Source organism: Aureimonas sp. AU22 (assembly GCF_001463745.1).
GTDB lineage: Bacteria > Pseudomonadota > Alphaproteobacteria > Rhizobiales > Rhizobiaceae > Aureimonas.
In genome coordinates this window covers 185,851-210,933 of the sequence record NZ_BBWJ01000014.1, presented here as the reverse complement: position 1 = coordinate 210,933, position 25,083 = coordinate 185,851, and the positions used below count along the sequence as shown (strand labels likewise).

Below are 25,083 nucleotides of genomic sequence, written 5' to 3'. Positions count from 1 at the left end.
CGCGCTCGCCTCCTCATGAAACGATGGCGACCCCGGACGCTCATTGGCGCCGGGGTCGCGCGTTGGATCAGCCCTCGGCCTTCTCGGTGAGGTCGATGCGGCCTTCTGCGGCGAGGCGGAGCGCGGCTCCGGCGATCGCGCGTCGCGCCGCCTGGATCCCGTCCGCCGGCGCGGGTTCGTTGCGGCCGAGTTCGGCCTCCACCATGCGACGGGCTCGGGCACCCATCGCGGAGAGGACCGCCTCGCGCAGATCCTGCGGCGCGCCGTTGAGCGCCAGCGTGACCTGCTCGACCGAGATCGCGTCGAACAGGACGAGGCGCCCCTTCTTCGACAGATCGGCCACGTCCTCGAAGGCGAAGAGCAGCTTGCGGAGCGCTGCCGCTTCCTCGGGCTCGGTGGTATCCAGCGAGGCGAGGAGTTCCTCGGTCTGCGCCTTGTTCATGCGATTGACGATCTCCGCCATGGTCGCATAGCGCTCGCGGCGCTCGGCACCGTTCGAGGAGGCGACGAAGGCTTCGCGGCAGCGCCGCTCGATCAGTCGGGCGATGGGCTCCGGCGGCGGAGCCGACGAAAGCATGCGGCGCATGATGTCGTTGCGCCGGGCCGGCGGCATGTTGGCGACGATGGTGGCCGCGAGCTCGGACTTCAAGCGCTGCAGCATGTAGGCCGCGACCTGCGGATGCTCGCGGTCGAGCAACTTCGTCACGGCTTCGGACCCAAGCTGCTCGATCTCCTGCCAGACGGGCACGCCGCTGTCGTCGACCGGCATCGCCTCGCCCTCGAAGACGAGCGCGAGCTCCTCCTTCGACAGGCTCGAGCGCAGGAGCTTGGTCATCTCGTCGTCGAGCCCGGTGATCGCCGGACCCGCCCGGAAGGCGTCCTGGAAGTCGGCGACGATCTCGTCCAGTTCCATCGGGGTGACGGAGTTGGGCAGCGCCGCGCTCTGGCGCAGGGCGCGGATCTCGTCCGCGGAGAGGTGCTTCAGGAGCTTGGTCGCGCCCTCCCCTCCCAGCGTCAGGAGCAGGACCGCGGCGCGCGAGGCGCCGGACAATGTCGGCGCTCCCAACTCTCGGCTCTGATAGGCTTCTGAGAGCATCGTTGATTAAGCGCCCTTGGCGCGGGGCTGGCGAGCGGTCGGGGAGACGATCTCCGTCAGCGTGATGCCGAAGCGCGATTCCTCGTTCTCGAGCACCACCACTTCGCCGCGGGCGACGATGCGCCCGTTGACGATCAGGTCGACCGGATCGGAGATGTTGGTGTCGAGCTTCACCACGGCGCCGCGGCCAAGCTTCATCAGGTTGGCCACGGGCATCACGGTCGAGCCGAGCACGACCTGCATGGTCACCGGGATGTTCATGATGACGTCGAGATTGGGCGTCGCCTCGACGACCGGCTCCTCATCGACGTCGGCGAAGTTCATGCCGTGGCCCATCTCGTGGACCTCCTCGGCGTCCTCGATCGTCTCGTCCATCTCGAAGCCCGCATCCATGGCGCCGAACTGGCCACCGAAGGGGGTTTCGGTCTCGAGTTCCATCGTCTCGTTCTGCATCGGGGTCGTCCTCGGAATGGGTCGGATCGCGGGCGATCCGCAAATCAACGGATAGCGGTCGGAACTGACGCGAAGCGGGAGATCGCGTCGTTGTCATGGGAGATCGGAGCGGCCGTGGCGGGAGCGACACGCCGGTGCTCGTAGGACTCGATGAGAACGTCCAGCCGGTCCGCCAGCTCCTGTGCCTCGGCGGCCCGTTCCTCGAGCGCCCGCAGCGTGCGCACGCCCTCACTCTTGAGGAGCACCACGGCGTTGGCCGCGCGATTGATCGACGCGTCGGCGTCCTCGAGGGCCTGGCGGAAGCCGTTCTCCTCCGAGCGAAGCCGCTTCAGCTCCTTGTACATGGAGCCCGTCCGCCAGCTGGTGACGAGAAGGGCGCCGACGAGAACCGCGTCAATGAGCCAGGATGTCATCGATGAACTCCTCGGTCGGGTCCACGGGTTCGGACACCTTGACCACATAGGTGTCGCGCGAACGGCCCATCGAGCCGCGGAACAGGCGCTGCCCCTCGCATTCCAGAAGCACGAGGCTCTGCATGGTGGCGTCCAGCGCAATCGTCTGGCCGACATGGAAGGTGGAGATTCCGCCGAGCGAGGTCTGCTGCTCGCACAGGATGGCGCGCACATGCATGTCGGTCTTCTGGAAACCGGCCTCGAGGTCGCGCGCCCAGGTCTCGTCGACGATCGAGGGGCCCTCGTCCGGCATCGCCGCGAACTTGCGGCGATGGGGCGAAAGAACCGCCTCCGGGATCGCCACCCGCAGCGCCGCCTCGCAGCGCCCGATCGAGACGCGGAACCGGAATTCGATGAAGGTGCGCGCCTCCGGGGCGATCCACTCGTCGAGCTTCTCGCCGATCGCGTCCGTGAGGAGGCGGTCGGCCGACATGCCGAGCGCCACGACGTCGGCGAAGACCGCGTTGCCGGCCTCCACGAAGGTCCGCAGCGCGGCGTCGGCGAAGAAGCGTCCGACGCTGGTCAGCGGCCGGGCCGGGCCCGGGGCATCGCGTCCATCGCCGCCGAAGCCGGCTTCGGTGACGGTGTCGGCGAAACGACCGTCCGCCGCCACCAGCGCCGTCTCGCGCCACTTGGCGGAGCGAACGGAGAGGACGAGCTTCGTGTCCGTGTCCGACAGGGCCGAAGGCGACAGGACGAAGGGCGAGGATGCGATGAATTCCACGGTGAGCGGCGAGGCGTGACCCGCCGCCAGCTTGGCGGACACGGCCTCGGCCCACTGGGTGCCGATCAGCTTGAGACGCGGAAAGCGCTCGGGCTCGATGCGGGCGGCGGAGCGCAGGCGCTCGCCGATGTTGCGTTCGGTGACCGTGTCCATGATCAGTCCTTACGCGGCGGAGGGAGCGCCGCCGATGGTTTCGGCTTCGACCTGGTCGATGGTCGGGCGGTCGTAGGCGGAGATCGCCTTGCGGCCGTACTCGAGCGCCACCTGCGGCAGGGCGCCGTTCATGTAGGCGATCAGCGTCTGCTTGATGATGACGTAGAGGCGTATCTTCTTCTCGCGCACGCTCTTCACCTTCGTGGCGAGCGGTCCGAAGATGCCGTAGGCGAAGAAGATGCCCGCGAAGGTGCCGACGAGGGCGGCGCCCACGAGATGGCCGAGCACTTCCGGCGACTGGTCGAGGGCGCCCATGGCGTGGACGATACCCAGAACGGCGGCGACGATGCCGAGCGCGGGCAGACCATCGGCGATGTCCTGGATGGCGTGCTTGGGCTTCAGCTGGTCACGCGCGACCGTCTGGATCTCTTCCTCCATGAGGGATTCGATCTCGTGAGGACGGGCATTGCCGACGATGATGAGGCGGCAGTAGTCGCAGATGAAGTCGGTCATCGGCTTGTTCTTCAGGATGTTCGGAAACGCGCTGAAGATCGCCGACTCGGCCGGGTTGTCGACATGGGACTCGAATTCGGAGCGGGACTTCGACTTCATCTCGCGCATCAGCGAATGCAGCAGGCTGAGGAGATCGAGATAGTCGCGCTGCTTCGGCACGGCGTTCTTGAACGCCTCGCCGATCGCCTTGCCGGTGTCCTTCACGACCTTCATGTTGTTGGCCACGAGGAAGGTGCCGAGCGCGGCGCCCAGGATGATGACCAGCTCGTAGGGCTGCCACAGGACATAGAGGTGGCCGCCCGCCGCGACGTAGCCGCCTAGAACGCAGCCGATCGTCACGATAAGGCCGAGAATGATACCCATCGGGGTGTCCCTTGAACGATAAAGGAATTGGTAAGAAGGATTAACGGGGCGGACTTGCGCGAGACTGTGCGTTCGCGGGCTTTGCGGGTCAGCTTCGATCCATTCGGGCAAGGCAGGATGGCGGCGATTTCGGTCCGCCCGCTGGCGGCGCCGGCACCATTCCTGCCGATCATTCCCGGGTTCTTCCATGCAAACCACGCTTCCCGTCGCCCTCTCCGCGCAGCTCGCCATGGAGAAGCGTCTCGACACGATCGCCAACAACCTGGCCAACGTGGGCACGGCGGGGTTCCGCTCGGAGGAGGTCAAGTTCGAGAGCGTCCTGTCGCGGGCCTCGGCGCGCACCGTCGCCTTCGCCTCGGACGGTCAGCAGTACATTTCGACCCGCGCCGGCGCCCTCACCGAGACCGGCAACCCGATGGACATGGCGGTCGCGGGCGAGGCCTTCTTCGCGATCCAGACGCCCAAGGGGACAGTCTACACCCGCGACGGCCGGATGCAGATGTCGGAGGCCGGCCAGCTTCAGACGGTGAACGGCGAGCCCTTCCTCGACGTCGGCGGCGCGCCGATGGAGGTCGATCCGAACGGCGGCCCTATCCATATCGCCCATGACGGCATGCTCACGCAGGCCGGCGGGCAGCTCGGCGCGGTCGGGCTGTTCCGGATGCCGGCGGGCGCGAACCTGACGCGTGCGGGCACGTCCGGCGTCATTCCCGACGTCGCGGCCCAGCCGGTCGTCGAATTCAACGACGACCGTGTGGCGCAGGGTTTCGTCGAGGGCTCGAACGTCAACCCCATCCTCGAGATGACCCGGCTCATCGAGGTTCAGCGGATCTTCGAGCAGGCCGCCAGCATGATCCAGACCTCCGAGAACTCCCTCAACGAGGCGGTGACGCAGCTCGGAGCCTCGAAGTGAGGGAAGCCAGCCGGAAGAAGGACTTGTCCGTCCTGGACCAACCGCTGGTGCGCGTCAGTGGCCATGTGGTCGACGTCACGCCGCAAGCGTTCCGCGTCGCCGGCCTCAGTCCCTATGTCCGCCTCGGTGACTGCGTCGTCTGCGAGGGGCCGCATGGCCCGGAGCTTGGCGAGGTCGTGCGCGTCGAGGAAGCTGCGGCAACGGTCAAACCGTTCGCCGTGCGCTTCCACAGCGGCGTTCGCACCCTTGCCTACCGGACGGGTCCCGTCACCGTCTCGCCCTCCCCGGCCTGGAAGGGGCGCACGATCGACGCCTTCGGGCGGCCCTGCGACGACCTCGGTCCGCTGGAAGACGGCGACCGCGAGTTCGCCACCGACACCCTGCCGGACGCCGCCATGCGCCGGGCCCGCATCCGCCAGCCCGTGCCGACGCAGGTCCGGGCGATCGACATCTTCACGCCGTTGATCCGCGGCCAGCGCATGGGCATCTTCGCTGGCTCCGGCGTCGGGAAGTCCACGCTGATGGGCATGCTGGCCCGGGCCCCCGGCTTCGACACCGTGGTGGTGGCGCTCGTCGGCGAGCGCGGCCGCGAGGTGCGCGAGTTCCTTGAAGAAACCATGCGCGGCGAGCTTTCGCGCGTCGTCACCGTGGTGGCGACGGGCGACGAGAGCGCCATGATGCGGCGCCTCGCGCCGAAGACCGCGATGACGGTGGCGGAATACTTCCGCGATCGGGGCGAACACGTCCTCCTGATCGTGGACTCTGTCACGCGCCTTGCCCATGCCGCCCGCGACGTGGCGCTCGCGGCCGGCGAGCCGCCGGTCGCGCGTGGCTATCCCCCGAGCGTCTTTTCGGAATTGCCGCGGCTTCTGGAGCGGGCCGGCCCCGGCTTGGAAGGCAGCGGAACGATCACGGGCCTGTTCGCGGTTCTTGTCGACGGCGACGATCACAACGAACCGGTGGCGGACGCGATCCGGGGCACGCTGGACGGTCATATCGTTCTCGACCGCACGATCGCCGAGGAAGGCCGCTTCCCCGCGATCGATCTCCTCAAGTCGATCTCGCGTATGGCGGATCTCGCCTGGAAGCCGGAAGAGCGCGAACTCGTCTCACGCCTGAAGGCGATGATCGCGCGGTACGAGGATACCCGGGACCTAAGGCTTCTCGGCGGCTACCAGCGCGGCGCCGACCCGACCCTCGACCAGGCGGTCGACCTCGTGCCCCATGTCTACGGCTGCATGATGCAGCATCCGGGCGACGACCCCGCCCGGGCCCCGTTCGACGAACTGTCGCATCGGTTGAAGACGGGCCTCGGCGGATAGGCACCGCCGGCGCCCTCGCCGACCGTCCGGGAATGCCGGGGCCGTCTCAACCGGCCTTGGCGGCCTCGGTCTCGATGGGGCGGCGGAAGCGGCCCGTACGGAAGCCCTCGCGAACGTCCATCAGCATCTTCGGAAGATCGGACGCCGGCCGGGGCCGCGAGAACAGGTAGCCCTGCACCTCGGTACAGCCCTCCTGCTGCAGCCGCATGAGCTGATCCACCGTCTCCACGCCCTCCGCGATCACGCTCATCTGCATGGCCGCGCCCAGCCCCATCACCGCGCGCACGATGGCGATGTTCTCCTCGCGGCCCATGTCGCGCACGAAGGACTGGTCGATCTTGATCTTGTCGAAGGGGAATCGGCTGAGGTAGCCGAGCGACGAATAGCCGGTGCCGAAATCGTCCATCGAGACGACGAGGCCAAGCCGCCGCAAGTTCTGCAGCGTTTCCAGAACCCCTTCGGCATCGTCGAGGAACAGGGATTCGGTGACTTCGAGCTGCAGCCGCTCGGGCGCGAGCCCGCTCGACTTCAGCGCGCCCTGCACCACCGAAACGATGCTTGGGCTCTTCACCTGGAGCGGCGAAAGGTTGACGGAGAGCGTGAGGTTGCCGGGCCAGGCGGCAGCCTGACGGCAGGCTTCGATCAGCACGAACCGTCCGAGCGGCCCGATCATGCCCATCTCTTCCATGAGCGGGATGAAGGTCGACGGGCCGACGAGGCCGCGCGTCGGATGGCGCCAACGGGCCAACGCCTCGAAACCCGAGACGGCCTGCCGCCGCAGATCCACGAACGGCTGGAAGTGCAACTCGAATTCGTTGCGCTCCAGCGCGGCCCGCAGGTCGGCGACCATCAGTTGCTTGGCCTGCAGCTCCTCGCGCAGTTCCGGCCGATAAGCCTTGAACTTGCGTGTCGGCTGAGCCTTCGCCTGCTGGAGCGCGAGTTCGCAGTTCTGCATCGCTCGCGCGGCGTCGAGACCCGCCATGCGGTCGTCGCGGCTGATCGCCACCATGCCGACCGCCACGGCGACCGCGAGCGGGCGTCCGGCCACGCGGATGGGTCGGCCTTCGACCGCCCCCATGATGGTGCGGGCGAGCCGCTGCTTGGCGCCCGGCTCGCCGCCGATGGCGAGGAGAATGCCGAACTCGTCGCCGTCCAGTCGCGCCACGAGGGCGTCCTCCGGAACGAGCGAGCGGAAGCGCTCACCCAGCTGCCGCAGGAGGTCGTCGCCCGCCGCCTGGCCGAGCGTCGCGTTCACGGTGTTGAAGTCCTCGACGTCGATCGAGAGGACCACGACCTCCCCTTCGACCACGTCGTCTCGCAGCATCGTGTCGAGACTGGCGTAGAACCGCGCACGGTTGGCGAGCCCGGTCAGCGCATCCTGCCCGGACAGTCGCTCCATCTCGCGGCTGACGGCCTTGAGGCGCGTCACGTCCTCGAAGATCACGATCGTTCCGCCGACCTGCTGGCTGGCATGGCGGCGCAGCTCGAAGCAGCGGCCGTCCGGCGCGTCCCGCGTCTCGGTCTCATGATGCGGTTGGGCGAGGAGGTGGGCGAGAAGCGGGTCGCCGCCTGGCGACACCGCATTCATGCCGACCTGCATGGACGGGAAGAGCTGGGTGAAGGCGGCGTTGACGCTGAGCAGCTTGCCGGCATCGTCCATCACGCAGAACGCCTGGGACACATTGTTCAGTGCCGCTTCGAACCGCTTGCGCTGGCGCTGGATCTCGTCCTCGTAGCGGCGCGCGGTCTCGCGACGGCCCGCGGCGATCTCCTGGATCCGATCGTCGAGGGCCACCTCCACGAACTGGATCGCCGATTCGAGTTCCGCGATCGCATCGCCGCCCTTGGGCGCGATACCCTCCTCGCCGCTCACGCGCAGAAGGCTGGAGGTTGCCTGACGAATGGATCCCGCGATGCTGCGGGACAAGTAGAGAAGGATCAGAAGCCCGGTCAGGAGACTGGCGAAGGCACCGACCGCGATCAGCCGTTTCAGGTCTTCGGAGCGGGAGGCGGCGTCACCGCGCAGGGTCTCCACGCTCTTGCGCAGATCGTAGCCGATGCTGTTGAGGCTGGCGACGATCTCCCCCATCTCGCGGCGAACGAGGCGCCGCGTGACCTCTCCGTCCGCCATCCGGAGCCGGTTGATGCTGTAGTCGAGTTCATCGAACTTCGCCGAGACGTCGCGACCGTCGAGCGAAACGGAGCGCAGTTCGGCCAGGACCTTGGCGAGGCCATCGGCGAGCTGAGCCGCATCCTCGCGCGTGACCACGTGATTTACGTCGCCAAGGCGTTGCCGCTCGAAGCGATCGGCCAACTCGTCCGCCCTGATGGCGGCGGCTTCGACGCGGGCGAGCGGGCTGGTCCCGTCGCGCAGCACGCGCTCGGACGCCTCGACGAGCGCTCCGCTGCTTCGATCGATCGTCATCGCGAACCCGGCGCCCAAGAGCCCGAGAACCAGTCCGCTCGCCAGAAGCTTGGCATTGATGGACATGAACGACCGCATCTTTCGCATACGGAAACTCGCCGGCCGGACAAACCCGAAGATTCGACCGATGTCGTCAAGATTTAGAGCCTTCACGTTATGGTTCCGTTACCTGACCGGGCATTTCGGAACGACCGATCCGAAGGTGCAAGAAGATCGACACTTTCCTCGGTTCGATGGCGGGTCCTGATTTCCGGCTTAATTTTCCGCAAGGTCAGCGGTCGGTCTTGTGGCTTGCGATGAATTGGGCCAATCCCCCTTCGCCTTGAGCCCGGCGAGATGTTCGGCGAAGGCAGGATGTGCGGGTGACGATGAGCGTGGAAGCGGAAGTCACAGAGCTCGCGGCGACGCCGCGGTCGAGCCGAGGCTGGAAGACCTGGGTGCCGGTCGGCATCGGACTGGCCATCACGGTGGTCGCGTTCGCCACCCTCCACACCATGATGTCGAGTCTCTCGGTCGAAGAGATCCACGACGCCGTGGCGAGCGTTCCGATCACGGCGTTGTTTCTGGCGATCCTCTTCACGATCGTCAGCTTCGCGGCCGTCTCGCTCTACGACGTCGTGGCCGTGGAGACGATCGCGCCCGGACGGGTGTCGCGCCCCGTGGCGGCGACCGTGGGTGCGGCCGGCTACGCCATCTCCAACGCCCTCGGCTTTCCGCTCCTGACCGGCGGCGCGCTGCGCTACCATGCCTACAAGTCGGGCGGCATCGAGCTCGCCGATATCGGCCGCATCGTCGGCACGTCCTGGTTCGCGCTGTGGTTCGCGCTCGCCATCATGCTCGGCGTCGCGCTGATGGTGGATCCGAGCGGCATCCCGCTCCTCAAGGATCTCGACCATCGCGTCGATCTGATCCTCGGTGTCGTGATCGTCGCGCTGGTGGCGCTGTTCGTGCTGTGGCTGTCGAGGGGTGCGCGCGAAGTGCGCATCGGGCGCTTCCAAATGGCTCTTCCCTCGCACAGGGGCGCCCTCGTCCAGCTCGTCGCCGGCATCGTCGACGTCGGAGCGGCGGCCGCCGTGCTCTATGTCCTCATGCCGCCCGGTACCGTCGGCAGCTTCCTTCTGTTCTCCCTGGTGTTCGCGGTCGCGACCGTCGTCGGCGTCGCGTCCTCCGCGCCGGGCGGGCTCGGCGCGTTCGAGGCGACGCTGCTCGTCACGCTGGGCGTCTCCGATCGGGCCGACGTCGTCGCCGCGCTCGTCCTCTACCGCCTGATCTACACCGTCCTGCCGCTCGTCGTGACCGTTGTGGCGCTGGCGGTCATCGAGGCGGTGCGGCGGCGCGGCGTGGTCGCCGGACCGGCCAAGGAACTTGTGCGGGCGGTCGAGCCGATCGTGCCGCCGGCCGTCGCGGCGCTCACCTTCGGCGGCGGGCTGGTGCTTCTCGCTTCGGGTTCGCTGCCGAGCGTCGAAACGCGCATTGGCGTCCTCGGCGACATCATCCCCCTTCCCTTCATCGAGATGTCGCAGCTCGCGGCAAGCTTCGTCGGCGTCGCGCTTCTGATCGTGGCACGTGGTCTCGCCAAGCGGCTCTGGCGCGCCTGGGTGGTGTCGCTCGGCCTCCTTCTGGCGGGCGCGGTCTTCGCCCTCTTCCGCAGCCTCGACTGGGAGGAAGCCGTCCTTCTCGTCGTTCAGGCGACGCTCCTCCTCGGGTTTCGCCGCGCCTTCTATCGCCGCTCGGTGCTCAACCCGTTCGCGCTGACATGGAGCTGGCTGGCCGCGGTGCTCGCAACCGTGATGGCGTCGATCTGGCTCGGCTTCTTCGCCTATCGCCACGTCGAATACGCCAACACGATGTGGTGGGACTTCGCACTGGATGCCGATGCGCCCCGCTTCCTGCGCGCCAGCGTCGTGGCGGTCGCCATCGTCGCGGCGGTGGGCCTCGATGTCGCCATCCACCGCCGCACGGAGCGGCTGCATCGGTCGAGCGCGGTTCCGCCCGAAGTCGCGCCGATCGTCGCCGCCTCGCCGTCCACGGTCGCCTCGCTGGCCCTCCTCGGCGACAAGCGGTTCCTGTTCTCGCCCGACCGACGGGGCTTCGTGATGTATGCCCGCTCCGGCGGCAGCCTCGTCGCGCTGGGCGAACCCATCGGGCCGCCGGACGTCGTGGCGGAACTCGCCTGGAGCTTCCGCGATCTCGCCGATCGGCAGGCCGAACGACCCGTCTTCTATCAGGTGGGGCCGCAGAGCCTGCCGCTCTTCCTCGACATGGGCCTGTCAGCCCTGAAGCTCGGCGAGGTCGCCCGTGTCGACCTTCCGGCCTTCAAGCTCGAGGGCCAGAAGATGCAGAACCTTCGCACCGCCATGCGGCGCGCCGAGCGAGAGGGCCTCCTCTTCGAGATCATCGGGCCGGACGCGGTGGCGGCCGAGATGGCGGAACTGCGTACCGTCTCCGATGCGTGGCTGGAGAACAAGGCCGGATCCGAGAAGGGCTTCTCGCTCGGCTATTTCGACGAGACGTACCTGTCGCACTTCGACATGGCCATCATGCGCAAGGACGGTGCGATCGTCGCCTTCGCCAACTTGTGGCGCGGCGCCGACAAGGAGGAGTTGTCGATCGACCTCATGCGCTTCCTGCCCGACGTGTCGCGCGTTCTGATGGACGCGCTGTTCGCCAAGCTCCTCCTCTACGGCAAGGAAGAGGGCTATCGCTGGTTCAATCTCGGAGCCGCGCCGCTGTCGGGGCTCGTGGATCGCCGCGGCGCCTCGCGCTGGAACCGCTTCGGCTCGTTCCTCTATCGACGCGGCGGCAACTTCTACCATTTCGACGGGCTGAAAGGGTTCAAGCAGAAGTTCAACCCGGTCTGGACCCCGCACTACCTGATCTGCCCCGGCGGCTTCGACACCGCCAAGTGCCTCGTCGACGTCACCGCCCTGATTTCCGGACGCCCGAAGCAGGAACCATGAAGCGCACCCATTCCGTTCTCTCCGCGTCCCTTGCCCTCATGCTTCTGGGCGGCGCGAGCGCGGCATTCCTCGCCTCGCACGCCTTCGACGAGGCAGCGGGAAGCCTCGCCGCCGCGCGCATCTCCTACGAGAACCTGCAGGACGTCGAGGTTCTGCAACCGAGCGACGACCCGAACGGGCTCGTCGTGCTCGTTTCCGACCGGGGCGGCATCACCCAGGCCGACCGGGATGTCGCGTCCGAACTGGTATCCGAAGGGTTGATCGTGATCCCGGTGGACCTCGATCGATGGCGCACCGCGCTGGAAACCGATGCCGGGCCGGACGGCGAGTGCCTCTATCTCGGCTCCGACCTCGAGGGCATCGCCAAGGAGGCGCTTCGCGCGCTCGAACTCGACACCTATTTCCATCCGGTCGTCGTCGGCCGTGGCGAGGGCGGCACCCTGGCCTATGCGGCCGTGGCCGATGCGCCGGCGGCGACGCTGGCCGGTGGTGTCGCCCTGGATGCGCCGCCCGCCGCCCACACCCGCGTCCCCGTCTGCGAGGGCGCGACCGCGACGCCTGCCGGTCCTGGTGCCTACTCCTACGACCGCGCCGCGGATCTGCCGGTGCCCTTCACCTTCGTCGTGGCCGAGGGCGCCGAGACCGCCACGGCGATGACGGCGCCGATGCGCGCCGGCCAGTCGGCGGTCGCGACCGCCGATGGTCGCGTCGCGGCCGTCGCCAAGGCTGCGCTGGCGATCGCCGACGCGGATCGCACGGAGCTCCCGATCGTCGTCGGCAAGCCGAAGGGCCAGCCGAAGGGCGTCGTCGTGTTCTTCTCGGGTGACGGCGGATGGCGCGATCTCGACAAGACCATCGGTGATTGGCTCACCGCCGAAGGCATCGAGGTGATCGGCGTCGATTCGCTTCGCTATTTCTGGTCCGAGAAGTCGCCGAAGCAGATGGCCGAGGACATCGGCGATATGCTGTCCGATGCCAAGCCCGCTCCCGGCGTGCCGATCGGCCTCCTCGGCTATTCGTTCGGCGCCGACACGCTTCCCTTCTCGTTCGATGAACTCGCCCCCGAATGGCGGCAGCGCGTCTCGCTGATCGGGCTTCTCGCCCCTTCCGCGCAGACCGGATTCCAGATCTCGGTCGGCGGCTGGCTCGGCATGTCGACGGGCGACAGCGACGTGATCGCGGCGGCGACCGGCCTGCCCGCCACCCGCGTTCTCTGCGTCTACGGATCGGACGAGGACGACAGCGCCTGCGAGGACGCCAAGCTCTCGGCCTTCACGAAGCTTGCGCTGGATGGGGGCCACCATTTCGACGGCAACTACGACGCGCTCGCGGCGCGTCTCCTGGCCGCCCTGCGGAACGGACCGACGGCCGCCCTCGCGGCGCCACCAACCCCCGCCGGTCCGCCCGCGCCCGCGCCCGCGAACTAGGGCATCAGCTGACCGCCGTTCACCTCGAGAATCTGTCCGGTGACGTAGCCGGACAGGCTGTTGGACGCGAGGAAGAGGTAGGCCGGCGCGCAGTCCTCCGCCGTCCCCAGCCGCTTCAACGGGATGGCGGCCGCGGTGGCGTCGAGCTTCTCCTGCGAGGAGTAGCGACGGTGGAAGTCCGTCATGATCGTGCCCGGCGACACGGCGTTGACGCGGATGCCGTCCGGCGCGAGCTCCTTGGCGAGCGTCTTGGTCCAGGCGGACACGAAGGCCTTGGCGCCCGAATAAAGCGCAGATCCCGCGCTGCCACCCGAACGGCCGGAAATCGACACCGTGTTGACGATGGAAGCACCCTCGGCCGCCCGAAGAGCCGGAAGGAGCGCGCCGGTCAGTGCGACGACCGAGCGAATGTTGAGGTCCAGCACATGGTCGTAGTCTTCGCGCGTTTCCGTGCCCGCCGGGATGCGCCCGCCCATGGTGCCGGCATTGTTCACGAGCACGTCGACCGAGGAGACACGCGCCAGGATCTCACGCGCAAGGTCGGAGCCTCCCTCGGGCCTCGACAGGTCCTCGGTCAGGAGCGTGAGGCGCGCACGTGCGCCGGCCGGAAGGCGGGCCAGAAGATCGCCCTCCACATGCGAGAGGTCGCGGCCAGCATGAACGAGGACCTGCGCCCCGCAGCGCAGAAACGCGAGCGCCACGGCGGCACCGATGCCGCGTCCCGCGCCCGTCACCACCACCGTCCGCCCCTCGAACAGCCTTGCGTCGAATCCGATCATGCCTGCCTCCTCATTCCCCGCATCGGAACGGGCGGAGAGCGACACGTCAAGCCGGACGGCGCGGCAGGAGGGCGAGCACCACGAGGCTGAGCCAGCCGGCGATCAGCACCGTGCCCCCGATCGGGGCGGCGTTGGCGAACAGACGGCTGCCGGCGACGGCGCGCATTGCGAGATCGCCGGAGAAGAGGACCGTCCCGAGGAACATCAGCCCGCCCGGCAGGAAACGCGCTCGCAGCGTTCCGCCCGGGGCCAGTCCGAGAGCGAGAAGTGCGGGCGCATGAACGAAGGCGATGGCCGCCGCGATGGCGACGAGGTTGGCGTCGGCTCCCCCGTGCGCGGCGAAGGCGGCACCAGCCGTTCCGGCGGCACCAAACAGACCTGCAGCGGCAACGAGAATCCTTGCCGTCACAGGATCGGTCTTTGCGGATCGCCATCCACCGCGTCGTCCCCGCCGGGTCTTCGGGGCTTCATCTCGTCCAGCACCGAACCCGACCACATGCGATAGCCGGCCGTATAGGCCGCCTTTCCGAGAAGATGCGCGGCGATCGGTGCGGTGAGGAAGAAGAACACGATGGCGGCTATGGCGCGAAGCACTTCCGCCGTCTGCACCGAGACGATGGCGAGCGCCACCAGCGCCAGCGCCGAGCCGACCGTCCCGGCCTTCGAGGCCGCATGGACACGGGTGTAGAAGTCGGGCAGGCGCAGGATGCCCACCGATGCGACCAGCGCGAACAGCGATCCGAGGATCACGAAGAGCGCGGCGAGCAGGTTCCCGACGGCGGTCATGGCTGCGGCTCCTTGGTGAGGACGGCCTCGTCGATCTTCTCCGGCTCCATGACCGCTACCGGGGAGCGCTCGGTATCGCCGCGTGCCATGATGAAGCGGGCGAAGGACACGGTGGCGAGGAAGCCGACGAGACCGAGCGCGATGGCGATGTCGACATAGAGCGTGAAGCCCGTGTCGATGCCGATCACCGCGATGAGGCCGATGGAGGAACTGGTGAGGACGTCGAGCCCGAGCACGCGGTCGGGCAGCGTCGGTCCCTTCCAGATGCGCACGACGGTGAGCGTCAGCGACAGGCACAGGAACACCAGCGCGATCGACAGCGCCCAATCGAGCACGAGCTCCGAAAACTGGAGGAAGCTCATTGCGACAGCTCCAGAATCCGGCGCTCGAAGCCTTCCGAGATTTCCCGTCGGCGGGCGTCCGGGTCGGAACAGTCCAGGGCATGGACGTAGAGGGTGCGCTCGTCGTCCGCGATGTCGAAGATCAGCGTTCCCGGGGTCAATCCGACGAGGTTGGAGAGGAGCGCGATCTCGAACTCGCTGCGCATCTTGTGGCGATACAGGAAGACCCCGGGCTTGAGGTCGAGCTTCGGCCGCATCACCACGAAGGCGACCCGCCAGGCCGAAACCGCAAGGTCGTAGATCAGGAACAGGATGAGCGAGACGACCTTGCGCCCGTGCTGAAAATAGCTGCCTGCCCCGACCTGCTCGCGGATGAGATAGAGCGAGGCCGCTCCCAGAAAGAAGCCGAAGATCAGGTTGGCGAGGCTGAACCCGCCGGTGATCACCAGCCAGACCAGGGCGAGCAGGAGGTTGGCGACGAAGGGGGTCATGGCACCTCTCCAAGCACCGCTGCCAGATACTGGGACGGGTGCAGCACCTGATGCGCCGCCTGCATGGACAGGTCCGCCAGGGGTTGCGGCCAGACACCGATGGCGATCACGAAGACGCAGAGGGCCACCAGCGGAATGGTCGCAAGGGGACGCCCGGGGGGCGGCGCACGGAACGCGTCCTCGGCCGCATGGTGGTCGGCGTCGGGGTGCGCAGGCAGCGGGCGCCAGAAGGCGAGTGCGAAGACGCGTGCGCAGGCGATCGTCAAGAGGAAGCCCGAGAGGAGCACGGCGAACGCCAGCCACGGCAGGTCTGCGGAGATGGAGGCGCGCACCAGCAGCATCTTTGGCCAGAAGCCGGAGAAGGGCGGCAGGCCGGCGACGGCCAAAAGCAGCACCAGCATCAACGCCGAGAATAGGGGATGGCGCCGCCACAGACCGCCCATCTCGTGCAGCGACGACGAGCCGTTGCGGAAGGCCGCGACGCCGGCGGCCAGATACAACGCCGTCATGACGACGATGGAGTGGACGGCATAGAAGATCGCGCCGCCGAGCCCCGTCGCCAGCGGTCCGTCCGCCGAGACGCCGTTCTGTATCAGCGTTCCGGCTCCGCCGTTCCTGAGGACGCTGGCGGCGCCCGTGGTGATCGCGCTCGACGCGCTTTCCAGGACCGGCGGGATGGCGATGCCGGCGAGGATCGTGCCGATGCCGGTGATCACCGCGTAGTTCAGCATGCGCCGAAGGTCGGACTGCGCCAGCGCGCCGAGCGCGCCGAACAGCATCGTGAGCGCGGCCATCCAGGCGATGACGACGCCGAGCCCTCCGCGCTCCGGCGGGAACAGCATCAGGACCACGCGGATCAGCGCATAGATACCCACCTTCGTGAGGAGGCCGGCGAACAGCGCCGACACCACGAAGCGCGGCGTGTGGTAGGAGGCCGGCAGCCAGAAGTTGAGGGGAAACGCCGCGGCCTTCATCGCAAATGAGACGACGAAGAGCGAGGCGATGGTCAGGAGGATGCCGTTGCCCTCCATGAGCGCCGACTTGGCGGCGATATCGGCCATGTTCAGCGTGCCGAACAACCCGAAGAGATAGCCGATCGTCAGCAGGAAGACCGTCGCGCCGATCAGGTTGAGGAAGCAGTACTTCGTCGCCCCGTCGAGCTGCTCGCGCTCGGAGCCGAGGATCAGCAGCCCGAACGAGCCGATCAGCAGCACCTCGAACCAGACGTAGAGATTGAAGATATCGCCGGTCAGGAAGGCGCCGGACACACCGCCCATCACCATGAAGAGGAACGGATAGAAGCCGTAGCGCCGCCCCTCCTCGTCGATCGAGGCGATCGCGTAGATGCCGCAGGCAAGGCCCGCGAAGCCGGCGACCGAAAGAAACAGCGCGCTGAGAAGATCGGCCGTGAAGGAGATGCCGAACGGCGGTCGCCATCCCCCCATGGCCATCGACATCGGCCCGCCCTCCGCGATGCGCCAGAGAAGCGCCAGATCGGTCGCGAGAAGCAGCGTCAGCCCGATCACCGCGATCACCGGATGAAGATCCATCCGCCGGCGCATCATCAGAAGCACGGCACCGAACATGAAGCAGATGACGACGGGCAGAACCAGGAGCGCCTGGTCCGGCGCGAACCGGTCCAGCACCATGGCTTGGGCGATCAGGGTTGCGGTTTCGTCCATCCGTCCCTCCCCTCAGAAGCCGAGGGGCGGAAGCCCCTCGTCCTCGGGTTCGGCCACGCGCATTTCCATCGTGTCGTCGGTTTCAAGGTCTTGGTAGGCGCGATAGGCGAGCACGAGCAGGAACACGAAGAAGGAGAAGGAAATGACGATCGCCGTAAGCACGAGCGCTTGCGGCACCGGATTGGCGATGGCCTGCGGCGGCACCTTGAGGCCCGCCGGAATGAGCGGCGGCGCGATCGGCTCGATCCGCCCCGCCACGAAGAGCGACAGGTTGACGGAATTGCCGAGCAGCACGACGCCGAGCAGCATGCGAATGATGTAGCGCGACAGGAGCAGGTAGATCGTCACGGAGAACATCACCGCGACGAGGCCGGCCAGAGCGATTTCCATGTCAGTCGGCCTCCCTCATCCGGAATAACGCTCCTCGAGCGACAGTGCGATCGACGAGATCGCGCCGACGATGACCAGGAACACACCGAGGTCGAAGATCAGCGTGGTCGACAACGCGACCTCCGCACCCGCCACGGAAATGAAGGCCCAGAGCCCCGTCATGAAGGGCGCGCCGCCGAACAGGGGCATCAGCCCGGCGAGGACTGCCACGATCAGACCGAAACCCGCATAGGCGATCGGGTGATAGTGCAAGGCGCGGCGAACCGCGTCGACGCCGCAGGCCATGCCGTAGACCGCGATGGCCGAGGAAGCGATGAGCCCGCCGATGAAGCCGCCGCCCGGTTCGTTGTGGCCGCGCAGCAGCACGAACAGGGAGAACAGGAGCATCAGCGCGGTGATGTAGGGCGCGGTGACGCGGAAGATGACCGTTCTCATGGATGCAACTCCCCGGACCGGCGGCGGCGCTTTCGCGAATGGCGCGCATCGGGTTTCGTCGCCCGGATGCGCACGAGCGCCAGGATGGCCGCACCCGTCGTCAGGACCACCGCGATCTCGCCCCAGGTATCGACGCCGCGGAAGTCGACGAGGATGACGTTCACGATGTTGCGCCCGTGGGCGATCGTGTAGCTGTAGGTCTCGTAGAAGCGCGCCAGTCCGGCATCGAAGGGCCGCTGCGTCACGGCGAGCAGAAACATTCCCAGCCCCAGCCCGCCAGCTGCCGCAAGGCCAGCATCCCCGACGATCTTGCGCCATGGACGGCGGTCGGCCGGCATCAGCCGGAGCCGCGTCATGACAAGGGCGAGGATCGACACCGACAGGATCTCGACCATGAACTGCGTGAAGGACAGGTCCGGCGCGCCGAGCAGCATGAAGAGCAGCGCCACCGCCAGGCCCTGAATCCCCAGCGAGACGATCGCCGTGAGGCGGCTGGCCGAGAAGGTGACCACCAGGATTCCGAGGATCACGATGCCGATGATGGCCCATTCGTAGAAGAACAGCCGGGGAAAGGCAGGAACCGTCGGCAGCGAGCCAGCCCAGATCATGGTGATCCATACGGTGGCGACGATCACGCCGAACGTGACGCGCATGTAGACGTCGAGCCGCCCCGGCTGAAGGCGGTTGGTGATGTGCCAGGCCAGCACCACGAGGCCGCGGATCGCCTGATCGAAGCCCTTGTCCGGACCCCACCCGATCCGCGCCAGAAGCCCGGCGATGCCGGCACGCATCCGCTGAGCCCGGAGGAAAAGCGCGACCCCGAGTGCCACCGTGACGAGGGACAAGATCAGCGCCGGCCCCCAGTGGAAGCCGAGCGCGATGTCGACGGCGAGCGCACCGTCGAGAGCCGGCGGCGACATCGGGTTCGAGATGAACTGGTGCGTGGTCTGCGAGAAGATCGCTGCCAGAAGACCGATGACGCCGAGAAGCAGCGGTCCGAACCAGATCATCGGGCTCGTCTCGTGAGCGCGGCGCATACCGCTCGGCAGGGGACCGAGGAACGGCTTCAACGCCACGAGGAGCGCGACCGCGAACATCAAGGCATTGCCGGACACCGCGGCGATCGTGGTCAGAACGCCGCGGATGTCGGCAACCGCCGTCGCGGCGTAGACCTCTTCCTTGGCGAGGAAACCGAAGAGCGGAGGCAGACCACCCATCGCGGCGGCGCCGAGGATCGCGGCGGCAAACGTCAGCGGCATCTTCCCCCGGAGGCCACCGAGCGCCCGGATATCGCGCGTTCCCGCGCCGTGGTCGATCGAGCCGGCGACCATGAAGAGGCAGGCCTTCGCGAGCGAATGGGCGAAGAGATAGAGGACCGCCGCCTCCACCGCGAGTTCCGAGCCGATGCCGAGCAGCATGACGAGGAGGCCGAGCGAGGCGACCGTGGTATAGGCGAGCATTAGCTTGATGTCGCTCTGGCGCAGCGCCAGCACCGCGCCGATCACCAGCGTGACCCCGCCGAAGACCGGCAGCACGAACGCCCAGATCGCACTGTCCCCGGCCATCGGGAACATGCGCATCAGGAGATAGATGCCGGCCTTCACCATGGTCGCCGAGTGGAGATAGGCCGAGACGGGCGTCGGCGCCTCCATGGCGTTGGGCAGCCAGACGTGGAAAGGCATCTGCGCCGACTTCGTGAAGGCACCGACGAGGATCAGGAGCAGCGCGGGCGCGAAGATGCCGCTGGTGCGGAAGGCGTCGGGGGCGTCCAGAAGCAGGCTCAACGAGGACAGCCCGGTGCCCTCGCGCATCATCAGAAGGCCCGCCAGCAGCGCCAGCCCGCCCCCGCCGGTGACGACCAGCGCCTGCACGGCGCCCCGGCGCGCGGCCTCGCGCTCATGATCGAAGCCGATCAGGAGGAAGCTGGTGATGGAGGTCAGCTCCCAGAAGATGAACAGGGTGATGAGGTCGTCCGCGAGGACGAGACCCAGCATCGAGCCCATGAACATCAGGATATAGGCGTGGAACCGGCCCCGCTTGGAGCCGCGCGGCATGTAGCCGCCGGAGTAGATGACGACCAGCGCACCGATGAACAAGATCAGGAAGGCGAACCCGAAGGACAGACCATCCAGCCGGAAGGCGAAACGAACGCCGAAGGACGGCACCCAGTCGAATCCGAAGAGGATCGGCGTCCGCGCCTGAACCTGCGCGCTCTGCTGAAACAGAATCGCGAGCGCACCGATCGGAAAGAGCGCCAGAAAGACCGACCCGAGGCGATCCAGAAGGATGATGGAGAGGGGGGCGACGATGGCCCCAAGGAACGGAAGCGCCAGGGCGAGAAACAACAATCCGTCCGATAGGTAGTCCATCCAGTCCCCGTGATCCCCCGCGCGCTGCCCGGCTTCAGTCATGCCGCCCTTCAGCAAAGGCTAAGGCGCAAACCCGCTTTTTCAAGCTTAAACAGCTTGTGACCGGCCGGTTTCCGCCCTCGGCGAAGCGACGCGCGCTTGTGGGAGGGGCGCCGGACTCCTAGCTAGGCAGCAACCGACGATCCCGAACAGGAGGGTGCGATGTCCGACCATCTCAAGGTCCAGAAGAGCGATGCGGAGTGGCGCGAGCAGCTGACACCCGAGCAGTATCAGGTGGCACGCGGACACGGCACCGAGCGGCCGTTCACGGGACCGAACTGGGACCAGAAGGCGGACGGTCTCTACACCTGCGTCTGCTGCGACAGGCCGCTGTTCCGCTCCGAGACGAAGTTCGAGTCCGGCACCGGCTGGCCGAGCTTCTACGAACCGGTGGATCGGGATTGCGTCGTGGAAGTCACGGACCGTTCGCACGGCATGACGCGGACGGAGGTGCGGTGCGCCGATTGCGAAGCCCATCTCGGCCATGTCTTCGACGACGGTCCTCGCCCGACCGGCCTGCGCTACTGCATGAACGGATATGCGTTGAACTTCCAGCGCGATTGAGACACGAGGCTCATCGGCGAGGCGCCGGCGCGCCTCGCTTCCCGCCCTCCGCGGCCCTGATCGGACATGCCATGCCTCCCGTCTTTCGCGACGACCTTCCCCCTCCCCCGCCCGCCGTTCGCCGTCCGGTCTCCGACGAGAGGCACGGCCAGACCCGCACCGACGACTACGCCTGGCTGCGGGCACCCAACTGGCAGGAGATGTTCAAGGACACGAGCCTCCTCGACCCCGCCATCCGGGCGCATCTCGACGCCGAGAACACCTATGCCAGGGCGGTGATGGGCGATCTCGACGGGCTCAAGGCGGATCTCATCGCCGAGATGCGCGGACGCATCAAGGAGGACGACTCGTCCGTGCCGGCGCCGGACGGAGCCTATGCCTACGGCGTATCCTATCGGCACGGCGCCGAGTATCCGCGCTTCGTGCGCCGCCCGCGCCAAGGCGGCGACGAAACTGTGATGCTGGACGGCGAGGCCGAGGCGGAGGGTTCGGATTACTTCTCGATCGGTGGCGTCGACCATTCGCCCGACCATCGCTGGCTCGCCTGGTCGCGCGACGACAAGGGCTCGGAGTTCTATGACCTGACGGTGCGAGATCTCGACACGGGCAAGGATACGGCCGAGCTCGTCGCCGATACCAGCGGCGGCGTTGCCTGGGACGCCCGCTCGCATGGGTTCTTCTACACCCGCCTCGATGCCAACCACCGCCCGAGCCGCGTCTTCTACCATGCGCTCGGCACGGATGCGGCCGATGACCAGCTGATCTACGAGGAAACCGATACCGGTTTCTTCATGGGTGTCGGCGGCACGCAGTCCAACAATTTCGTGGTGATCGACATCCACGATCATGAAACCTCGGAAGCCTGGCTCATTCCCGCCGTCAACCCGGCCGCCGAGCCGCGCCTCGTCGTGCGCCGCCAGACCGGCGTCGAATACGACATCGACGAGGCGGACGGCACCCTCTACATCCTGACCAACGCCGACGGCGCGCGGGACTTCAAGATCGCGACCGCTCCGGCCGACATGCCAGGCAAGGAGAACTGGCGCGATCTCGTGCCCCACGAGGACGGGCGCCTGATCCTCAGCCACCTCGTCCTAAAGCGTCACCTCGTCTGGCTGGAGCGGCGCGACGGGCTTCCCCGCATCGTGGTCAAGCGGCTTGCCGATGGCGCCGAGCACGTCGTCGCCTTCGACGAGGAAGCCTATTCGCTGGGCCTAGGCGGGACCTACGAGTTCGACACGACGGAAATCCGGTTCTCCTACTCGTCGATGACGACGCCGAACCAGACCTTCGCCTACGATGTCGAGACGCGTGAGCGTACCCTCCTGAAGACGCAGGAGGTTCCCTCCGGCCATGACCCGGCGATGTACGTCACACGCCGCATCCACGCCCCGGCCGCCGATGGCGAGACCGTGCCGATCTCGCTGGTCTACCGCCACGATACGCCGCTCGACGGCTCGGCACCATGCCTCCTCTACGGCTACGGCTCCTACGGGATGACCATCCCGGCCTCGTTCAACACCAACTGCCTGTCCCTGGTGGATCGCGGCTTCGTCTATGCGATCGCCCATATCCGCGGCGGCAAGGACAAGGGGTTTCGCTGGTACGAGGCGGGACGGCGCGAGCACAAGCGCAACACGTTCACCGACTTCATCGCAGCTGCCGACCATCTCGTGGCCGAGGGGTTCACGCGATACGACCGCATCGTCGCGCATGGCGGCTCGGCCGGCGGCATGCTGATGGGCGCCGTCGCTAACCTCGCGCCGGAGAAGTTCGGCGGCATCGTCGCGGTCGTGCCCTTCGTCGACGTGCTCAACACGATGCTGGACGACACGCTGCCGCTGACGCCGCCCGAATGGCCGGAATGGGGCAACCCGATCGCCTCGCCCGCCGACTACGCCACGATCGCTGGCTATAGTCCCTACGACAATGTCGGCGCGCAGGCCTATCCTCCGATCCTGGCGCTCGCCGGCCTCACCGATCCGCGCGTGACCTATTGGGAGCCCGCCAAGTGGGTGGCCCGGCTGCGGGCCTTGAAGACGGACGCCAATCCCGTGGTGCTGCACACGAACATGGGCGCCGGGCACGGCGGCGCGTCCGGGCGCTTCGCCAAGCTCGACGAGGTGGCAATGATCTACGCCTTCGCGCTGAAGCTGATGGGTCTGCCGGAGCGTCGGCCCAGCGCCTGACAGCCGTTCGCGAGGGGAGCGTCAGTTCCCCTCGCCCGCGCTCGCGACGGCGGGGATCGCCTTGAGGTAGGCGGCGATCGCCTCGCGATCTTCCGGCGGAAGCCGTGCCAGATTGTTCTGCACGGCGACCATGGAGCCGCCGACGCTATCGAAGTCCGGCGTGAAGCCGGTCTCGAAGTAGTTCACGAGATCGGATTGCGACCAGTCCGCGACCGCACCGCCCGGCGTGATGTTCGGGATGTTGCCGTCGCCCTCCGGGGCGGGGCCGCCGGCGAGCCAGCGCGCATCGTCGAGACCGCCGAGGCCGCCGAGGGACCGCGGCGTATGGCATTCGCCGCAATGGCCGGGACCCTCCACCAGATACTGCCCCCGCTTCACGAGTTCGGGCGCGTCGGCCGGCAGCGCCACCACGGGCTTCGGGTCGAGGAAGACCCGCTGCCAGAGACCGACGCCCCGTCGGATGTTGAACGGGAAGCTCAGCTCGTGCGCCGGCGCGACGACGTCGGACGCCGGCAGGGTCAGAAGATAGGCGTGGAGATCCGCGACGTCCCCCGGCGTCATCCGGGCGTAGGACGTGTACGGGAAGGCTGGATAGAGCGGCTCGCCGTTCGGACCGACGCCGCGCTGCATGGCATTGGCGAAGTCGGCGAGCGACCAGGCGCCAATGCCGGCCTGCGGGTCGGGCGAGATGTTGGGCGCGTGGAAGGTGCCGAACTTCGTCACCAGAGGCGGCCCGCCAGCCAACGCCACGGGCCCGTCGCCCTGGCCTTCCGCGGGCGCATGGCAGGAAGCGCAGCCACCCGCATGGAACAGGCGCTCGCCGCGCACCGCATCGCCGCTGCCCTCGGCCGCGATCGCCTCCGGCTCCAGCCGCGTCGGGCTCGTCAGGGCATAGGCCGCGCCGGCCAGAAGGACGACGGCTCCCAGCGCAACGAGGACGCCACGCGCGGCCACGAGCGGAGCCTACTTGGCGCGGAACTGCTGGTGGCAGCTCTGGCAGTTGGCGGCGACGCCCGCGAACGCCGTCTTGAAGGCGTCCACGTCGGCCGGCTTGGCGTCGAGCGCGGCCTGCGTGTCGGCCACGAACTTCGCGTTGGCTGCCTGGAATTCGTCCGGCTTCTCCCAGATCGCGGGCGAAGCCTCGGTCTTGCCACCCGTCTTGGAGTCCTCGGGGAACAGCGTGCCGAACTTCTTGGCGTCCGTGTTCAGCGTCTGGAGGATGTCGGTCGCCTTGGACGCCTCGTAGGGCTCCTCACCCTTGATCAGCGCGCTGGCGGCCCGAGCGGCCTTGGCGTTGTTCTTCATGAGCTGCTGGCGCTCGGCGATGACGTCCGTGTTCTGCGCGACGGCCGGAACGAGCGGCGCCATCAGCGCCGCCGAAATCACCAGCCCGGCGAAACCCATCTTCCATGTCGGCATGCCCGATTCTCCCAAACGACCTTGGAACGCTTCCAGGGAGAAGATAGCGGAATTGGATGCATGTCCATCCGTCGGTTGGTCGCGGCCTCCGCACGAAACGAAAAGACCCCGCCGCATTCGCTGCGGCGGGGTCTTCCGATTCAAACGATCGCTCGGGGCGTTCAGGCGCCGGCGGCCTCGTAGCGCTCGAGGACGTAGTCCCAGTTGACGAGGTTGTCCACGAAGGCTTCCAGATACTTCGGACGGGCGTTGCGGTAGTCGATGTAGTAGGAATGCTCCCACACGTCGACGCCCAGGATCGGCGTCGCGCCCTGCACGAGCGGGTTCTCGCCGTTCGGCGTCTTCACGATCTGCAGCTTCCCGTCCTTGACGGCGAGCCAGGCCCAGCCCGAACCGAACTGCGTCTTGCCGGCTTCGATGAAGTCGTTGCGGAACTTGTCGTAGCCGCCGAGATCGGAATCGATCGCCGTCTGCAGCTTGCCCGGCAGGCTCTTGCCACCGCCGTTCGGCTTCATCCCCTTCCAGAAGTGGATGTGGTTGTAGTGCTGGCCGGCGTTGTTGAAGAGCGGCTGGTTCTTGCCGTAGGACTGCTTCACCACCTCTTCCACCGACGCGTCGGCAAGGCCGGCCTCGGCAGCGAGCTTGTTGCCCATGTCGACATAGGCCTGATGGTGCTTGTCGTGGTGGAACTCCAGCGTTTCCTTCGACATGTAGGGCTGAAGGGCATCGTAGGCGTAGGGAAGTTCGGGCAGGGTGAAGGCCATCGGTCGTCTCCTTCTTCTCGAGTCCGCCGCGGGC

The 25,083-nt window shown here is 67.4% G+C and carries 24 protein-coding genes; 6 read left to right on the top strand and 18 right to left on the bottom strand.

Going from position 1 to position 25,083, the window contains the following annotated elements; translation table 11 throughout:
* Positions 1 to 67: 67 nt before the first annotated feature.
* The 5 genes from AUL34_RS05790 to motA form a co-directional block, all read right to left on the bottom strand.
* Positions 68 to 1,096, bottom strand: a complete 1,029-nt coding sequence (locus tag AUL34_RS05790; RefSeq protein ID WP_082653172.1) for a FliG C-terminal domain-containing protein — start codon at positions 1,094 to 1,096, stop codon at positions 68 to 70.
* Positions 1,097 to 1,102: 6 nt separating this feature from the next.
* The gene (fliN, locus tag AUL34_RS05785) at positions 1,103 to 1,420 is read right to left on the bottom strand and encodes a flagellar motor switch protein FliN (protein WP_061932265.1); all 318 of its coding nucleotides are present in this window, start codon (positions 1,418 to 1,420) and stop codon (positions 1,103 to 1,105) included.
* A gap of 173 nt (positions 1,421 to 1,593) precedes the next feature.
* Positions 1,594 to 1,962, bottom strand: a complete 369-nt coding sequence (locus AUL34_RS05780) for a hypothetical protein (protein ID WP_061932104.1) — start codon at positions 1,960 to 1,962, stop codon at positions 1,594 to 1,596.
* Positions 1,943 to 2,878 (bottom strand): FliM/FliN family flagellar motor switch protein, encoded by a 936-nt coding sequence (locus AUL34_RS05775; RefSeq protein ID WP_061932102.1) that lies wholly within the window; start codon positions 2,876 to 2,878, stop codon positions 1,943 to 1,945. Before AUL34_RS05775 ends, AUL34_RS05780 begins: the two co-directional genes overlap by 20 nt.
* Before the next feature lie 9 nt (positions 2,879 to 2,887).
* On the bottom strand, positions 2,888 to 3,754 hold the full coding sequence (gene motA, locus AUL34_RS05770) for a flagellar motor stator protein MotA (protein ID WP_061932100.1): 867 nt from the start codon (positions 3,752 to 3,754) through the stop codon (positions 2,888 to 2,890).
* 187 nt (positions 3,755 to 3,941) lie between these two features.
* On the opposite strand from motA, the gene flgF reads away from it, so the two are divergent.
* Both flgF and AUL34_RS05760 read left to right on the top strand, forming a co-directional pair.
* Positions 3,942 to 4,667, top strand: coding sequence for a flagellar basal-body rod protein FlgF (flgF, locus tag AUL34_RS05765; protein ID WP_061932098.1), 726 nt, complete (start codon positions 3,942 to 3,944; stop codon positions 4,665 to 4,667).
* 23 nt (positions 4,668 to 4,690) lie between these two features.
* A complete protein-coding gene (locus AUL34_RS05760) occupies positions 4,691 to 5,989 on the top strand; it encodes a FliI/YscN family ATPase (protein ID WP_244492457.1) in 1,299 nt (432 codons plus the stop codon).
* A gap of 46 nt (positions 5,990 to 6,035) precedes the next feature.
* On the opposite strand, the gene AUL34_RS05755 is transcribed toward AUL34_RS05760, so the two are convergent.
* Positions 6,036 to 8,480 carry a bifunctional diguanylate cyclase/phosphodiesterase gene (locus tag AUL34_RS05755; protein WP_156420804.1) on the bottom strand — a complete coding sequence of 815 codons (2,445 nt, stop codon included), beginning with the start codon at positions 8,478 to 8,480 and terminating at the stop codon, positions 6,036 to 6,038.
* 302 nt (positions 8,481 to 8,782) lie between these two features.
* On the opposite strand from AUL34_RS05755, the gene mprF reads away from it, so the two are divergent.
* Positions 8,783 to 11,374: a bifunctional lysylphosphatidylglycerol flippase/synthetase MprF gene (gene mprF / locus AUL34_RS05750; protein WP_061932092.1), complete on the top strand. Its 2,592-nt coding sequence runs from the start codon at positions 8,783 to 8,785 to the stop codon at positions 11,372 to 11,374.
* On the top strand, positions 11,371 to 12,801 hold the full coding sequence (locus AUL34_RS05745; RefSeq protein WP_061932090.1) for an AcvB/VirJ family lysyl-phosphatidylglycerol hydrolase: 1,431 nt from the start codon (positions 11,371 to 11,373) through the stop codon (positions 12,799 to 12,801). The genes mprF and AUL34_RS05745 overlap by 4 nt, the downstream gene beginning before the upstream one ends.
* Here AUL34_RS05745 and AUL34_RS05740 read toward each other — a convergent pair.
* Genes AUL34_RS05740 through AUL34_RS05700 form a run of 9 tightly spaced genes read right to left on the bottom strand, consistent with a single transcriptional unit; the run spans position 12,798 to position 20,074 of the window.
* Positions 12,798 to 13,580 carry an SDR family NAD(P)-dependent oxidoreductase gene (locus AUL34_RS05740; protein WP_061932088.1) on the bottom strand — a complete coding sequence of 261 codons (783 nt, stop codon included), beginning with the start codon at positions 13,578 to 13,580 and terminating at the stop codon, positions 12,798 to 12,800. The two genes, AUL34_RS05745 and AUL34_RS05740, sit on opposite strands and share 4 nt — an antisense overlap.
* Before the next feature lie 46 nt (positions 13,581 to 13,626).
* A complete protein-coding gene (locus tag AUL34_RS05735; RefSeq protein ID WP_061932086.1) occupies positions 13,627 to 13,989 on the bottom strand; it encodes a DUF423 domain-containing protein in 363 nt (120 codons plus the stop codon).
* Entirely contained in the window at positions 13,986 to 14,366 is a 381-nt protein-coding gene (gene mnhG, locus AUL34_RS05730; protein ID WP_061932084.1) for a monovalent cation/H(+) antiporter subunit G, read from the bottom strand. Before mnhG ends, AUL34_RS05735 begins: the two co-directional genes overlap by 4 nt.
* Positions 14,363 to 14,728, bottom strand: coding sequence for a cation:proton antiporter (locus AUL34_RS05725; protein WP_061932082.1), 366 nt, complete (start codon positions 14,726 to 14,728; stop codon positions 14,363 to 14,365). Before AUL34_RS05725 ends, mnhG begins: the two co-directional genes overlap by 4 nt.
* Complete coding sequence (locus AUL34_RS05720; protein ID WP_061932080.1) at positions 14,725 to 15,198, bottom strand: Na+/H+ antiporter subunit E; 474 nt, start codon at positions 15,196 to 15,198, stop codon at positions 14,725 to 14,727. Before AUL34_RS05720 ends, AUL34_RS05725 begins: the two co-directional genes overlap by 4 nt.
* Positions 15,195 to 16,880 (bottom strand): proton-conducting transporter membrane subunit, encoded by a 1,686-nt coding sequence (locus AUL34_RS05715; protein WP_061932078.1) that lies wholly within the window; start codon positions 16,878 to 16,880, stop codon positions 15,195 to 15,197. The genes AUL34_RS05720 and AUL34_RS05715 overlap by 4 nt, the downstream gene beginning before the upstream one ends.
* 12 nt (positions 16,881 to 16,892) lie before the next feature.
* Positions 16,893 to 17,270 (bottom strand): Na+/H+ antiporter subunit C, encoded by a 378-nt coding sequence (locus AUL34_RS05710; protein ID WP_061932076.1) that lies wholly within the window; start codon positions 17,268 to 17,270, stop codon positions 16,893 to 16,895.
* A gap of 15 nt (positions 17,271 to 17,285) precedes the next feature.
* A complete protein-coding gene (locus AUL34_RS05705; protein ID WP_061932074.1) occupies positions 17,286 to 17,705 on the bottom strand; it encodes a Na(+)/H(+) antiporter subunit B in 420 nt (139 codons plus the stop codon).
* Positions 17,702 to 20,074, bottom strand: a complete 2,373-nt coding sequence (locus tag AUL34_RS05700; protein WP_061932072.1) for a putative monovalent cation/H+ antiporter subunit A — start codon at positions 20,072 to 20,074, stop codon at positions 17,702 to 17,704. Before AUL34_RS05700 ends, AUL34_RS05705 begins: the two co-directional genes overlap by 4 nt.
* A gap of 201 nt (positions 20,075 to 20,275) precedes the next feature.
* Here AUL34_RS05700 and msrB point away from each other — a divergent pair, with 201 nt between their 5' ends.
* Together msrB and AUL34_RS05690 are read left to right on the top strand one after the other, a co-directional pair.
* On the top strand, positions 20,276 to 20,677 hold the full coding sequence (gene msrB / locus AUL34_RS05695) for a peptide-methionine (R)-S-oxide reductase MsrB (protein WP_061932070.1): 402 nt from the start codon (positions 20,276 to 20,278) through the stop codon (positions 20,675 to 20,677).
* A 71-nt stretch (positions 20,678 to 20,748) separates the two neighbouring features.
* Positions 20,749 to 22,866, top strand: a complete 2,118-nt coding sequence (locus AUL34_RS05690; RefSeq protein ID WP_061932068.1) for a S9 family peptidase — start codon at positions 20,749 to 20,751, stop codon at positions 22,864 to 22,866.
* A gap of 21 nt (positions 22,867 to 22,887) precedes the next feature.
* Here the strand turns inward: AUL34_RS05690 and AUL34_RS05685 are convergent, their stop codons facing one another.
* The 3 genes from AUL34_RS05685 to AUL34_RS05675 all read right to left on the bottom strand — a co-directional run bounded on the left by AUL34_RS05685 (position 22,888) and on the right by AUL34_RS05675 (position 25,049).
* Positions 22,888 to 23,820 (bottom strand): cytochrome c, encoded by a 933-nt coding sequence (locus tag AUL34_RS05685; RefSeq protein ID WP_061932066.1) that lies wholly within the window; start codon positions 23,818 to 23,820, stop codon positions 22,888 to 22,890.
* Between the two features lie 9 nt (positions 23,821 to 23,829).
* Positions 23,830 to 24,285, bottom strand: a complete 456-nt coding sequence (locus AUL34_RS05680; RefSeq protein WP_082653170.1) for a cytochrome c — start codon at positions 24,283 to 24,285, stop codon at positions 23,830 to 23,832.
* A gap of 161 nt (positions 24,286 to 24,446) precedes the next feature.
* Positions 24,447 to 25,049, bottom strand: a complete 603-nt coding sequence (locus AUL34_RS05675) for a superoxide dismutase (RefSeq protein ID WP_061932064.1) — start codon at positions 25,047 to 25,049, stop codon at positions 24,447 to 24,449.
* Positions 25,050 to 25,083 lie beyond the last annotated feature (34 nt).

What these genes read in the sequence shown, in the direction of transcription:
- AUL34_RS05790 (WP_082653172.1), bottom strand. Translation starts at nt 1,096, where the DNA reads ATGCTCTCAGAAGCCTATCAGAGCCGAGAGTTGGGAGCGCCGACATTG.
- fliN (WP_061932265.1), bottom strand. Translation starts at nt 1,420, where the DNA reads ATGAACTTCGCCGACGTCGATGAGGAGCCGGTCGTCGAGGCGACGCCC.
- AUL34_RS05780 (WP_061932104.1), bottom strand. Translation starts at nt 1,962, where the DNA reads ATGACATCCTGGCTCATTGACGCGGTTCTCGTCGGCGCCCTTCTCGTC.
- AUL34_RS05775 (WP_061932102.1), bottom strand. Translation starts at nt 2,878, where the DNA reads ATGGACACGGTCACCGAACGCAACATCGGCGAGCGCCTGCGCTCCGCC.
- motA (WP_061932100.1), bottom strand. Translation starts at nt 3,754, where the DNA reads ATGGGTATCATTCTCGGCCTTATCGTGACGATCGGCTGCGTTCTAGGC.
- flgF (WP_061932098.1), top strand. Translation starts at nt 3,942, where the DNA reads ATGCAAACCACGCTTCCCGTCGCCCTCTCCGCGCAGCTCGCCATGGAG.
- AUL34_RS05755 (WP_156420804.1), bottom strand. Translation starts at nt 8,480, where the DNA reads ATGTCCATCAATGCCAAGCTTCTGGCGAGCGGACTGGTTCTCGGGCTC.
- mprF (WP_061932092.1), top strand. Translation starts at nt 8,783, where the DNA reads ATGAGCGTGGAAGCGGAAGTCACAGAGCTCGCGGCGACGCCGCGGTCG.
- AUL34_RS05745 (WP_061932090.1), top strand. Translation starts at nt 11,371, where the DNA reads ATGAAGCGCACCCATTCCGTTCTCTCCGCGTCCCTTGCCCTCATGCTT.
- AUL34_RS05740 (WP_061932088.1), bottom strand. Translation starts at nt 13,580, where the DNA reads ATGATCGGATTCGACGCAAGGCTGTTCGAGGGGCGGACGGTGGTGGTG.
- mnhG (WP_061932084.1), bottom strand. Translation starts at nt 14,366, where the DNA reads ATGACCGCCGTCGGGAACCTGCTCGCCGCGCTCTTCGTGATCCTCGGA.
- AUL34_RS05725 (WP_061932082.1), bottom strand. Translation starts at nt 14,728, where the DNA reads ATGAGCTTCCTCCAGTTTTCGGAGCTCGTGCTCGATTGGGCGCTGTCG.
- AUL34_RS05720 (WP_061932080.1), bottom strand. Translation starts at nt 15,198, where the DNA reads ATGACCCCCTTCGTCGCCAACCTCCTGCTCGCCCTGGTCTGGCTGGTG.
- AUL34_RS05715 (WP_061932078.1), bottom strand. Translation starts at nt 16,880, where the DNA reads ATGGACGAAACCGCAACCCTGATCGCCCAAGCCATGGTGCTGGACCGG.
- AUL34_RS05710 (WP_061932076.1), bottom strand. Translation starts at nt 17,270, where the DNA reads ATGGAAATCGCTCTGGCCGGCCTCGTCGCGGTGATGTTCTCCGTGACG.
- AUL34_RS05705 (WP_061932074.1), bottom strand. Translation starts at nt 17,705, where the DNA reads ATGAGAACGGTCATCTTCCGCGTCACCGCGCCCTACATCACCGCGCTG.
- AUL34_RS05700 (WP_061932072.1), bottom strand. Translation starts at nt 20,074, where the DNA reads ATGGACTACCTATCGGACGGATTGTTGTTTCTCGCCCTGGCGCTTCCG.
- msrB (WP_061932070.1), top strand. Translation starts at nt 20,276, where the DNA reads ATGTCCGACCATCTCAAGGTCCAGAAGAGCGATGCGGAGTGGCGCGAG.
- AUL34_RS05690 (WP_061932068.1), top strand. Translation starts at nt 20,749, where the DNA reads ATGCCTCCCGTCTTTCGCGACGACCTTCCCCCTCCCCCGCCCGCCGTT.
- AUL34_RS05680 (WP_082653170.1), bottom strand. Translation starts at nt 24,285, where the DNA reads ATGCCGACATGGAAGATGGGTTTCGCCGGGCTGGTGATTTCGGCGGCG.
- AUL34_RS05675 (WP_061932064.1), bottom strand. Translation starts at nt 25,049, where the DNA reads ATGGCCTTCACCCTGCCCGAACTTCCCTACGCCTACGATGCCCTTCAG.